This is a genomic window from Mycobacterium sp., assembly GCF_032159765.1.
Taxonomy (GTDB): domain Bacteria; phylum Actinomycetota; class Actinomycetes; order Mycobacteriales; family Mycobacteriaceae; genus Mycobacterium.
Genome location: NZ_JAVHWM010000106.1, coordinates 47,726 through 58,762, shown reverse-complemented (window position 1 = coordinate 58,762; position 11,037 = coordinate 47,726). Strand labels below are relative to the sequence as shown.

Annotated in this window: 14 protein-coding genes; 7 read left to right on the top strand and 7 right to left on the bottom strand. The window is 65.1% G+C overall.

Annotation, left to right across the window (positions count from 1 at the left end):
- Both QOH60_RS12000 and QOH60_RS11995 read left to right on the top strand, forming a co-directional pair.
- On the top strand, positions 1-1,039 hold a 1,039-nt coding region (locus tag QOH60_RS12000), incomplete at its 5' end, for a thiolase family protein (protein WP_526420479.1).
- Entirely contained in the window at positions 1,036-1,467 is a 432-nt protein-coding gene (locus tag QOH60_RS11995) for a Zn-ribbon domain-containing OB-fold protein (RefSeq protein ID WP_526420477.1), read from the top strand. The genes QOH60_RS12000 and QOH60_RS11995, both read left to right, overlap by 4 nt.
- 3 nt (positions 1,468-1,470) lie before the next feature.
- On the opposite strand, the gene QOH60_RS11990 is transcribed toward QOH60_RS11995, so the two are convergent.
- Both QOH60_RS11990 and QOH60_RS11985 read right to left on the bottom strand, forming a co-directional pair.
- Positions 1,471-1,938, bottom strand: a complete 468-nt coding sequence (locus QOH60_RS11990; RefSeq protein ID WP_526420475.1) for a Zn-ribbon domain-containing OB-fold protein — start codon at positions 1,936-1,938, stop codon at positions 1,471-1,473.
- Between the two features lie 22 nt (positions 1,939-1,960).
- Positions 1,961-2,782 (bottom strand): SDR family NAD(P)-dependent oxidoreductase, encoded by an 822-nt coding sequence (locus QOH60_RS11985; RefSeq protein ID WP_526420473.1) that lies wholly within the window; start codon positions 2,780-2,782, stop codon positions 1,961-1,963.
- Positions 2,783-2,924: 142 nt separating this feature from the next.
- Between QOH60_RS11985 and QOH60_RS11980 the strand changes: the two genes are divergently transcribed.
- A complete protein-coding gene (locus QOH60_RS11980; protein WP_526420471.1) occupies positions 2,925-4,364 on the top strand; it encodes a class I adenylate-forming enzyme family protein in 1,440 nt (479 codons plus the stop codon).
- 30 nt (positions 4,365-4,394) lie between these two features.
- Here QOH60_RS11980 and QOH60_RS11975 read toward each other — a convergent pair whose 3' ends face one another.
- The 3 genes from QOH60_RS11975 to QOH60_RS11965 are packed head-to-tail and all read right to left on the bottom strand — an operon-like array spanning position 4,395 to position 6,392.
- Positions 4,395-5,855: an alpha,alpha-trehalose-phosphate synthase (UDP-forming) gene (locus QOH60_RS11975; protein ID WP_526420469.1), complete on the bottom strand. Its 1,461-nt coding sequence runs from the start codon at positions 5,853-5,855 to the stop codon at positions 4,395-4,397.
- Positions 5,856-6,020: a hypothetical protein gene (locus tag QOH60_RS11970; RefSeq protein ID WP_526420467.1), complete on the bottom strand. Its 165-nt coding sequence runs from the start codon at positions 6,018-6,020 to the stop codon at positions 5,856-5,858.
- A 45-nt stretch (positions 6,021-6,065) separates the two neighbouring features.
- Positions 6,066-6,392 (bottom strand): intersectin-EH binding protein Ibp1, encoded by a 327-nt coding sequence (locus tag QOH60_RS11965; protein WP_526420465.1) that lies wholly within the window; start codon positions 6,390-6,392, stop codon positions 6,066-6,068.
- 155 nt (positions 6,393-6,547) lie between these two features.
- Here QOH60_RS11965 and QOH60_RS11960 point away from each other — a divergent pair, with 155 nt between their 5' ends.
- Together QOH60_RS11960 and QOH60_RS11955 are read left to right on the top strand one after the other, a co-directional pair.
- Entirely contained in the window at positions 6,548-7,387 is an 840-nt protein-coding gene (locus QOH60_RS11960; protein ID WP_526420463.1) for an SDR family oxidoreductase, read from the top strand.
- 8 nt (positions 7,388-7,395) lie between these two features.
- Entirely contained in the window at positions 7,396-8,214 is an 819-nt protein-coding gene (locus QOH60_RS11955) for an enoyl-CoA hydratase/isomerase family protein (protein WP_526420461.1), read from the top strand.
- Between the two features lie 2 nt (positions 8,215-8,216).
- Here QOH60_RS11955 and QOH60_RS11950 read toward each other — a convergent pair whose 3' ends face one another.
- Both QOH60_RS11950 and QOH60_RS11945 read right to left on the bottom strand, forming a co-directional pair.
- The gene (locus QOH60_RS11950; protein ID WP_526420459.1) at positions 8,217-8,489 is read right to left on the bottom strand and encodes a DUF6295 family protein; all 273 of its coding nucleotides are present in this window, start codon (positions 8,487-8,489) and stop codon (positions 8,217-8,219) included.
- 2 nt (positions 8,490-8,491) lie between these two features.
- Complete coding sequence (locus tag QOH60_RS11945) at positions 8,492-9,286, bottom strand: dienelactone hydrolase family protein (RefSeq protein ID WP_526420457.1); 795 nt, start codon at positions 9,284-9,286, stop codon at positions 8,492-8,494.
- A 63-nt stretch (positions 9,287-9,349) separates the two neighbouring features.
- Here QOH60_RS11945 and QOH60_RS11940 point away from each other — a divergent pair, with 63 nt between their 5' ends.
- Both QOH60_RS11940 and QOH60_RS11935 read left to right on the top strand, forming a co-directional pair.
- Positions 9,350-10,132, top strand: a complete 783-nt coding sequence (locus QOH60_RS11940; protein WP_526420455.1) for an enoyl-CoA hydratase/isomerase family protein — start codon at positions 9,350-9,352, stop codon at positions 10,130-10,132.
- A gap of 51 nt (positions 10,133-10,183) precedes the next feature.
- Entirely contained in the window at positions 10,184-10,921 is a 738-nt protein-coding gene (locus QOH60_RS11935) for an Rv3717 family N-acetylmuramoyl-L-alanine amidase (protein WP_526420485.1), read from the top strand.
- Positions 10,922-11,037 lie beyond the last annotated feature (116 nt).

Here is an 11,037-nt window from a genome sequence, read left to right as displayed (position 1 = left end):
CGCCGACGCCGGCCTCACTCCAGCCGATGTCGACGGCATCAGCACCTATATGGTCAACGACTCCGAACAACCCATCTACGTGGGCTGGGCGTTGGGTATCGATGAGCTGGCGTGGGCCAATGCGATGCACGGCGGCGGCAATCTGGTGGCTGATCAGATCGCCACCGCCGCGGCGGTGATTGAGGCGGGGATGTGTCGGGCGGTGCTGGTGTATCGCTCGCTCAATGGCCGGTCGGGCCACCGCTTCGGCCATGTCGATGGACCGATGCAAGTGCCTCACCATGACCAGTTCGACACCGCATCGGGTTTCCTGGTGCCGCCGCAGTGGATCGCAATGTGGGCCCGTCGCCATCAGCATGAATACGGCTCCACCTCAGAGGATCTGGGGCAGATCGCGATCACTCAACGCACGCATGCCGGACCCAACGAGCATGCGTTGCGGCGCGAACCGCTGTCCATGGACGAATATCTGGCCGCTCGCTGGATCAACGAACCGTTCCGGGTACTCGACTGTACGTCGGAGGTCGATGGGGCGGTGGCCATCCTGGTCACCGGCGAGGACATCGCCCGCGACGTCAAGCAACCTCCGATGTGGTTGGTTGGCTCGTCGAATTCTCAAGGGGGAGCGGGCTGGACCGAATGGGACGATCCCACTGAGATGTTCTCCCGGACGGCGGGGCCGAAGATTTGGAAGAAAACCGGGCTTACCCCGGCTGACATGGATCTGGCCTGCATGTACGACTGCTTTACCTACACCGTGATGGCCACCATGGAGGGCTTCGGCTTCTGTGAGAAAGGTGAGGTGGGCAAATTCTTCTCGACCGGGCGCGCGACATACGGCGGCGACGTCGTGGTGAATCCGCACGGTGGCCTGCTGTCCGAGGGCTACATCCACGGCCTCAACCATCACTACGAAGCCGCGCTGCAGTTGCGCCATGCCGCCGGCGTGCGCCAGGTCGACGACGCGCAACTGGCGCTAGTCACTGCCGGTGCGGGCCCGTTCGGCGGCGCCAACGTCTACAGCAGGGAGAAGCCATGACATCAAAAGCGGCAACGAATCCCGCACTCCTGCCACCGATTCCGGTTCCCGATCCCGACACCGCGCCGTATTGGGAGGGCCTCAAGAACGGCAAGCTGATGCTGTGCCGCTGTGACGACACCGGCAAGTGGATTCATCCGCCACTGGAGCGCAGCCGATTCACCGGCGGTCCAGTGCATTTCGAGGAAGTCAGCGGCGAAGGCACGCTCTTCAGCTACATCGTGGTCCGCCAGGCGCTGGTGCCTGGTCGGATTCCGCCCTACGTCGTCGGGCTCATCGAACTCGCCGAGCAATCCGGGTTGCGGATCAACGCCGTCGTCGACGCGGATCCAGCGGACGTCCGCATCGGGCAGCAGGTCGAACTGCGCGTCGTCGACCTTGGGGAAAGCGGTTACCGGATACCGGAATTCGTCATCAAGCCAAGATAGAACTCAGCTTTGCGGAACTGGGCGGAACAGGGGGAGCCAGACGCGGGTGTCCTCGTCGCCCGACACGTCGGTCCAGTCCTCGAAGAACACCTCGACCCGCATGCCGACCCGGACGTCGTCTGCCGGCACTCCAACGAGGTTCGTGATGAGCCGCACGTCGCGTTCGTCGTCCAACTCGACCATCGCCACGATGTATGGAGGCTCGAAACCGGGGATCCACTTCTGCCGGTTGACCGTATACGCCGCGACCGTCGCGAGGCCCGACACCGACTCCGGTGCTACGTCAGTGCTACGGCAACGCCAACACGCCGGTCCCGGGGGATGGAAGAAGTGCCCGCACCCGTGGCAACGATTGATCAGCAACTCACCGCGTTGGCCGCCGGTCCAGAAGGCGTGCGACTCTGCAGTGGGATCGGGTGCCAAGCGGAATTGGGGCCGTTGGTATTCCGTGGAATCGACCTCGGCCGTCATGTCGTGCCTCCTGCGCCATTGATCACGGCTGCCTGCCTTGCCACTCGCACCCGGTGAGCTCGGCGGAGAGCTCCCACAGTCGTCGCGCATTGTCGGCGGCTCGTGCTTTGGCCATGAGCTTGCTGGACTTGGGCTTACCCCACTGGTGGAACAGGCCCCGCGGCGCGAGGTAGCTTCCGTTCGGCAGGGTCGTGGTGATCGCCTGGATGGTGGAGCGGGCGCCATCGGCCGGGCTCTGGGCGATGTGCGGCGAGAGCACTCGGCCCGCCCACTGCAGTGCGCCCGACCCGTTGCGAGTGATCGCGGTGTCGGTCATCCCGGGATCCGAGGCGTACGCGGTCACGCCTCGGGCAACCAACTCGCGCACGAAAAGCATGTTCGCCAGCTTCGACTCACCGTATGCGGCCCACGGGCTGTAGCGGCGCCGCTCCCAGTTGAGATCGTCGAAGTGGACGCGCGCCGTGGCGTAGTTGGTGCTTGCCACGGCGACGACGCGGTCTCGGATCCGGTCACCCAGGAGGCAAGTCAGCGCGAAGTGACCCAAGTGATTGGTGCCCATATGCGCCTCGAAGCCATCTGCCGTGCGCGTCAGGGGCAGGCCCAGTACGCCGGCGTTGTTGACCAGCACATCGACGTAATCGACGGTGTCGGCGAACTTGCGCACGCTGGTCAGGTCGGCCAGGTCCAACTCATGCACCCCGACGTGGCCGGACATCGCTGCAGCGGCTTCGCGCGATTTGCTCAGGGTTCGGCAGGCGATGATCACCTCGTGGCCGGCAGCCGCCATCGCAGTCGCCGTCGCCTTCCCGACGCCGCTGTTGCCGCCGGTGACGATGATGCGCACGTCCCGTGCCCTCCTTCACGTCGATGTCTCTAAAGAGTAAACCCTTTATCGTTTTCCCAAAATGGCGCGGCCGCCGTTACGATCGGGTGCCGGCCCCACGGCGAGCGCCGGTGGAGACCAACAGAGGTGGGCTGTCGCTCAGATGACCTGGCTGGAGCGGATTTCCGCCATCCACGAGCGCAGTCGACGGCCCGCGGTCATCGACGAATCAGGTACCGTCACGGGCCGCGAACTCCTCGGCAAGGCCGTCGGGGCATCCGAGCTGCTCGTCGGACTCGACGTCCACGCGGGTTGCCCAGTTCCGGCGTTGCTCACCACTAACGCCGATGCGCTGGCATTGCTGTTGGGTGGTGCTGCCGCTGACCGACCACTCGCCCCGCTGGGCCCTCGACAGACGCCGGCGGAGTTGGCTGAGCCGGTGCGCCGGAGTGGATCTTCTGTGATCCTTGCCGAGGCGCCGTTCATGGAGACTGCCCGCCAAGTTGCCGACCTGGCCGGAATTCGCGCAATGACGGTGCCGTCATTGCCGATATCGCATCGCCGGTTGCAGGAAGAAGGCGGTCCGACAGCGATCTACTTGCACACTGCCGGAACGACCGGGGTGCCCAAACGAATCTCGTTGAGTGAGCACGTTCTCGATGTCCGCGCCGAGCTTCTGCGCGGCCTGATCGAGCTGAACCCCGACGATCGTTACGCAACCGGGTCGCCGTTGCATCACATTGGCGGCCTTGGCAACATCATGGTGGCTCTGACCGTCGGCGCGGCCGTCATCCCCACCAACAAATTCTCCTTTGATTGGTGGGGAGCCCTGAGCCACCTGAACGCAACCCACTGTCTACTCGTTCCCACGATGATCGAAATGCTGCTAGACCGAGGGCTTCTCGATACGGTTCGGTTGAAGACACTCGTCTACGGCGCATCGCCGATCACCGTTGCGACCTTGCGGCGAGTCCTTGACGTACTTCCCGATGTCGCGATGGTCAATCTCTACGGCCAAACCGAGGGCAGCCCGATCACCAGCCTGGGTCCGGACGAGCACAGGTGGGCCACCAAAGAAGATCCAAATCTTCTGGCCACCGTTGGCCGACCCGTGCCGGGACTTCAGCTGAAGATCGATGACCCGGACGGCGCAGGCGTCGGCGAGGTGCTTGCTGCGGCTGAACATTTGTCGAATCAGGCGGCCGACGGATGGTTGCACACCGGCGATTTGGGCGTCGTGGACGGCGATGGTTACCTGCGTTTGTGCGGTCGTCGGCACGACATGGTCGTTCGTGGCGGAGAGAACATCTATCCCCTCGAAGTCGAGAACGTGCTCACCGCGCACCCGGAGATAGCAGCTGCCGGAGTCGTCGGTGTGCCGGACGCGCGACTCGGGGAGACCCTCGCCGCGTTCGTCGTGCCGACGGACTGGGCGCATCCGCCGCGGTCAGAGGAGCTGCGTTCCTTCGCCCGCGCCACGCTGGCCGGCTTCAAAGTTCCGCAGTACTGGTACACAGTCGAGGAACTACCCCTCAACAGTGCGGGCAAGGTGCTCCGCGCCGCGCTGCGCTCTATGCACGCCGACCGCCAGCGCAGTGGCTGAAATATGCAGCGGGACGGGCGTCAAGGTCATCTAGTTTATGGACGTTGCGGCCAGCGCATCGAGGAATGACCGCGCCCACTGGTCGACGTCATGGGTCAGCACCTGACGACGCAGTGCGCGCATCCGTCGGCGACCTGCGTCTGGGGTCTGGTTCATGGCCGCCTCGATGGCATCTTTGACGCCTTCCAGATCATGCGGATTGACCAGGAAGGCTTGGTTCAATTCGTATGCGGCGCCAGTGAATTCGCTGAGCACGAGTGCGCCACCCAAGTCGCTTCGGCAGGCCACGTATTCCTTTGCGACGAGGTTCATCCCGTCACGGAGCGGGGTGACCAGCATGATGTCGCTGGCGACGTAGAACGCGACCAGCTCGTCACGCGGCATCGGCCGGTGGATGTAGTGCACGACAGGATGCCCGACCTCGCCGTACTCGCCGTTGATGTGGCCGACCTCGCGCTCGATGTCCTCGCGAAGTTCCTTGTAGCTTTCGACGCGCTCCCGGCTGGGCGTGGCGAGCTGGACGAGCACGGTGTCGTCACGCTTGGCACGTCCCTCGGCCAGCAGCTCTGAAAACGCTTTCAGCCGAACGTCGATCCCCTTGGTGTAGTCGAGGCGGTCGACGCCGAGCAGAATCTTGCGGGGATTGCCCAACTCGGCGCGGATCTCACGGGCTCGATGGCGGGTGCTTCTCTGACGGCCTTTGCGGTCGAGATCGGCAGAGTCGATCGAGATCGGAAACGCACCGACACGCACTGTGCGCCCTTCGTATTCGACCTCGCCGAACCGGGAACGGATCCCCACGCTGCCCCGCGACGTGTTGGCGCCCACCAGCTTACGGGCGAGTATCAGGAAATTCTGTGCGCCACCGGGCAAATGGAAGCCGACCAGATCTGCCCCGAGCAATCCCTCGACAATTGCTGTGCGCCAGGGCAATTGCATGAATAGCTCGACAGGGGGAAACGGGATGTGCAGGAAGAAGCCGATCGTCAGGTCCGGCCGCAATTCCCGCAGCATCTTCGGTACAAGCTGTAGTTGGTAGTCCTGTACCCATATGGTCGCGTTCGGTGCCGCGGCGTGGGAAGTGGCTTCTGCGAAGCGACGATTCACGTCGACGTATCGGTCCCACCACTCGCGGTGGTAGATCGGCTTGACGATCACGTCGTGATAGAGCGGCCATAGCGTCGCGTTCGAGAACCCCTCGTAGTAGTCGGCGACGTCGTCGGCACTCAGCCGGACGGGATACAGACGCAGATCGTCCTCGACGATGACATCCTCATCGGTGTCGGGAACGCCGGGCCATCCGATCCAGGCGCCCTTGCGACGACGAAGAAGTGGTTCGAGTGCGGTGACGAGCCCGCCGGGGCTGCGCTTCCAAGTGGTGGTCCCATCGGGCAGCCGTTCCAGGTCGACGGGGAGCCGGTTGGCGACGACGACGAAGTCGCTGCCCTTTCCGCGGTCGGGTACATCAGTTTGGTCCGCGGACGGACACATCTAGGACTCGTTCTTCGCGGGTCCAATGCCGAGCATCGAAAGGAAGATCCGGCACTCGTCGGCATCGGTCGCGTAGGCCGCGACCACCCGACGAGCTTGTCGAGCGGTGCTGTCGGCCAGCGGTTCGACGTCGCCGAGCTCGGCGGGGTCAGATTTTGCGGGCATGCCTCAACTGTAGGTGAAGGCCACCGCCCAGCACACCGGCCCGAGCTACGGGCTTTGGTGCACCGTGGTGTCGGGCTTGGGGACGTCGCCGCCGGGCGAACCGTAATAGTCCTGCTCGAGGCAATTCGCCTGGTCACGGCCGCTGCACTGGGTGAGCTGCTGCTCGGTGGGTGCACCGCCGCCGCCGTTGGGAACCAGCTCGGGCACGCATGCGTAGGTGTAGGGGTCCTCGCTCTCACCCGAGGGGCACGCGGCCACCGGCTTGACCGGTGTCGGGTGGGCGAAAACGGCGATCGCCGGCGATAGAGCGATCGCCGCTGCAAAGGCGCCTGCGAAAACGAGCCGACGAGCTGGTAGATCGAGAATCGCCATGTGTTTCCTGTCTTGAGTGCCAGTTCACAGAGTCTATGAAGATTAGGAGAAGTCTGCACAACTTCGACACGCGGCAATTCGCGTCAACCAGCGTGGTTCGATTGTCACCGGCGCGTGTCAGCGGATGTGGGTCAGCGTGGACGTTAGGGGCTGTGGTGGAGCTGTCATTGACCGACCGGACGTATCTCGTGACCGGTGGCGGGAGCGGGATTGGTAAAGGTGTGGCCGTCACGTTGGTGAACGCCGGTGCGCGAGTGATGATCGTGGGTCGCAACGCCGACCGGCTCGCCGCGGCGGTGAGCGACATCGAGGCCGGTGCAGGCGACAGCGGAGGTGAGGTCCGCTACGAACCGGCCGATGTCACCAATGAAGAAGAGACGGCGCGCGCTGTCGACGCCGCGACGGCATGGAGCGGGCGTCTGCACGGTGGCGTCCACTGTGCGGGCGGCTCACTCAGCGTCGGTCCGATCACACATCTCGACTCGGAGGCGTGGCGCCAGACGGTCGACCTGAACGTCAACGGCACGATGTACGTCCTCAAGCACGTAGCGCGTGAGATGGTCCGCGGCGGCGGCGGGTCTTTCGTCGGGATCTCGTCGTGGGCGGCGAGCAACACCCACCGCTGGTTCGGGGCCTACGGCCCGACGAAGTCTGCGATCGACCACATGATGATGGTGGCCGCCGACGAGCTCGGGCCATCGTCGGTGAGGGTCAACGGAATACGACCCGGACTCATCCGCACCGAGATGGTCGAGCCGATCTTCCAGACGGACGCCGTTCGGGACGACTACCTGATCAACACGCCGCTCGCGCGGGCCGGCGAAGTCGAAGACATCGCGATGATGGCACTGTTCCTCCTCAGCGATGCCGCCGGCTTCATCACCGGACAGGTCATCAACGTCGACGGCGGGATCTCGCTACGGCGCGGACCGGATTTCAGCGGGTTGTTCGAGCCGATGTTCGGCGCGGAGGGCCTGCGCGGCGTCGTCAGCTGAGGCGGAACATGAAAGCTGATCTGACGGTTGAGGTGTCGCGAGGCGTTGCGGTGCTGACGCTCAATCGTCCCGAGCGCCTCAACGCCTACACCGGCGAGATGGGCCGGTTGCTCGGCGAGGCCTATCAGTCTTGCGACGATGACGACGACGTCCGCGCGCTCGTCCTGACCGGTGCGGGATCGGCCTTCTGTGTGGGCGCCGACTTCGGCGGCGATCAAGACCCGTTCGCGTCCCCGCGCGACGACGCGGAATTTACTGCTTCGCCAATCCGCCCGGCGGCCTTCGAGATCCGCAAACCTGTGATCGCGGCCTGCAACGGACACGCAATCGGAATCGGCCTGACGATTGCGCTGCAAGCCGACATCCGCATCTTCGCCGAAAACGCGAAATACGGTGTCGTGCAGGTGCGTCGCGGCGTGTTAGGCGACTGTATGTCGCACTGGACAATTGCGCACCTGGCCGGTCTCACCGCGGCCGCGGACATCCTGCTGACCGGCCGCAGCTTCCTCGGCACCGAGGCGCAGGCCCTCGGCGTTGCAACGCGCGCGGTCCCAACGGATTCCGTACTGCCGCAGGCGATCGCGGTCGCCACCGACATCGCCGAGAACGTGGCGCCGATGTCGGCCGCGGTGTCCAAGCGGCTGCTGTGGGACACCGTCATCAACGGCTACACCCCGCGACAAGTCGCGTCGCTCGAGACGGCGCTGCATCACCGGGTGATGGGAAGCGCGGACGCCCGCGAAGGGGTGTCGGCATTCGTCGAGAAACGGCCGCCACGATGGTCGGCGTCCGTGTCAGCCGAGTGGACCGACCTGCCAGACCCGTAGGGTCACTGCTCTTTCGACGCGATCCCGGCGGGCGCGCTGCCGATCGCCCGCCGGATCGCCTCGGCCAGCGCGAGTGCCGACTCCTCCGTGAGTTCGAGTGCAACACGCGCCGACGGCCCCCGAGACGGGTTGAGCAGGTCGATGTTGACCGTGTGCCCATACGGCGCATGCACGGGATGGTCGACGTAGACGGTCGCCTCAGTAGCGGTGAACCAGCCCGTGGCGCTCTTGCCACTGCCGTCGACGGCGATCTTCTCGGTGAGGTATGTGCACATGATCAGCCCGCCAGGTGCTTGCCGAAAAAGTCATCGATCCGCCGCCAGCCGTCCACGGCAGCCTGCACTCGGTAGGCGGGCCGGTCGACGGAGAAGAACGAGTGGCCCGCTCCGTCGTAGGAGTAGAAGTCGTGGTCCTTGCCCGCCTTGGTCAACGCCGCGTCGAGCGTGGCCACCGATTCCGGTGAGGGGTAAATGTCCTCCTTGCCGAACAGGCCGAGCAGCGGACAGCTGAGGTTTCCGACCAGCTCGAGGATCGGCTGCATCGCTTTCGGCATGCCCTCCGGCGGATCCTCGACGACGAACGCGCCGTAACAGTCGACAGCGGCGTCCACTTGCAGCGAGCATGCGGCCAAGACGGTGTGCCGCCCTCCGGAGCAGTGGCCGATGATGCCGATTTTTCCGTTGGCGCCGTCGAGCCCCCTCAGGTAGTCAGCTGCCCCGGCGACGTCGCCGACGAGTCGATGGTCGGGAACGCCACCGGCGGCGCGCACCGTCGCCGCCGCATCGTCGGGCTCGGCACCAGGGGCCTCTCGCCAGTACAGGTTCGGCGCGATGGTGGGGTAGCCCGCGACGGCCAGACGGCGAACGAATTCCTTTGTCTCCCTGTCGTACCCGGGCATGTGGTGGATCCATACGATGCCACCGCGCGATCCGGGACTCAACGGAAGCGCCTGGTATGCCTCGACCTCGTCACCGTCGTGTCCGGTGAACATGACGGTCTCTGCGCGAATCGCATCTGGGCTCACGGACGGCATGTAGAGGTCCCTTCTGTCGTGGACGGTTCTCGATGTCATCGGACACCCGCGACCCCGTCATCAGCAAGCCGGCAGCATTTTCCCACCGGTTAGTGTGATCCGGTGAGCGATTACGAGGCCATCGCCTTTGAGCAATCCGGTCCGATCACCCGCATCACGCTCGACCGGCCGGACGCGGCGAACGCGATGAACGACACCCTGACGCGCGAACTCGCCCACGCCGCAATGCGCTGCGACGTCGAGGGGACCAAGGTCGTCATCCTGTCCGGCGCGGGGCGTTTCTTCAGCGCAGGCGGCGACCTCCGGGCGATCGCGTCGTCATCCGGGCCGGCCGGCCACTACGTGAAGACCATTGCTGACGACCTCCACCGGGCCATTTCCACGTTCGCGCGAATGGATGCGGTGCTGATCACCGTGGTCAACGGCGTTGCGGCCGGGGCGGGGTTCAGCCTCGCGGTCACGGGTGACCTCGTGATCGCGGCCGACTCCGCGTCGTTCACGATGGCCTACACGGCCGCGGGCCTGTGTCCCGACGGCAGCTCGTCGTACTTCCTGCCGCGGCTCATCGGCATCCGCAAAACGCAGGAGCTGATGCTGACCAATCGGAAACTGTCAGCCGCTGAGGCATTTGAGTGGGGGTTGGTGACCGAGGTCGTCGACGCCACCGGGTTGGACGCCCGGGTCGAAGCGTTGGCGCAGCAAATCGCCTCGGGGGCAAGGCAATCCGGCTCGGCAGTCAAAAAGCTGTTGTTGTCGTCGTTCACAAGCGGGCTCGAAGAGCAGATGGAGGCCGAAGGCCGGCTGATCGCTGCATGCGCCGACGCCGCCGACGGCGACGAGGGCATCAACGCATTCCTGGAGAAGCGCAGGCCCGAATTCGCGTGAGGCGAGCAGCCGCCACATTGCTACCCTGGCGCAGTGACGTCAGGCAAGGTGATGGCCGCGGCTGTGGTCGTGACGGCCTGTTGCTCCCTCGTCTCCGTCGCCAGCGCCACGCAGGCGGTGGCACAGTCAGATATCGCAGGCAAGGCGGTCTTTCTGGATCCGGGTCACGGCGGCGCCGGGGGCGCCGCGTTGTCGCGTCAGGTCACCAACGGCCGGAACGGCACAAAGGACTGCGGCACAACCGGCACATCCACCTCCGACGGCTTCCCTGAGCACACGTTCACATGGGACGTGGTGCAACTTGTCAACGCGAACCTGCAGGCGCGCGGGGTGCGCACCGAACTGTCGCGTAACGACGACAGCGGATCGGCCCCGTGCGTCGACGAGCGCGCAAGGATGGCCAACGCCATGCACCCGGACGCGATCGTCAGCATCCACGCCGACGGCGGACCCGCGGGGGGCCGTGGCTTTCACGTGAACTATTCCAGCCCGCCGCTGAACGACGCTCAGCGCGGTCCGGCCATGCAGTTGGCTTCCGTCATGCGCAATGCCCTTGTCGCAGGGCAGTTTCAGCCGTCGACGTATATCGGCACCGACGGCATGTACGGCCGTGCGGATCTCGCCGGTCTGAACCTTGCCGACTATCCGGCGATACTCGTCGAACTCGGCAACATGAAGAACAACGGCGAGGCGGCACAGATGGAATCGCCCGACGGGCGTGCCCGCTATGCGGCCGCAGTGACGCAGGGCATCGTCGACTATCTCAGTGCGACCTCAGCCCCCGGCTAGCACCCGCAGCGCACTGCTCGCGCTTCGACGGCGTCCGACTCGTCACAAATCAGCGACATGTTCGCTCGTTCGGTCCCAAAGTCCCCGGCGGTGCCGCATCGTCTATTCGATGCCTG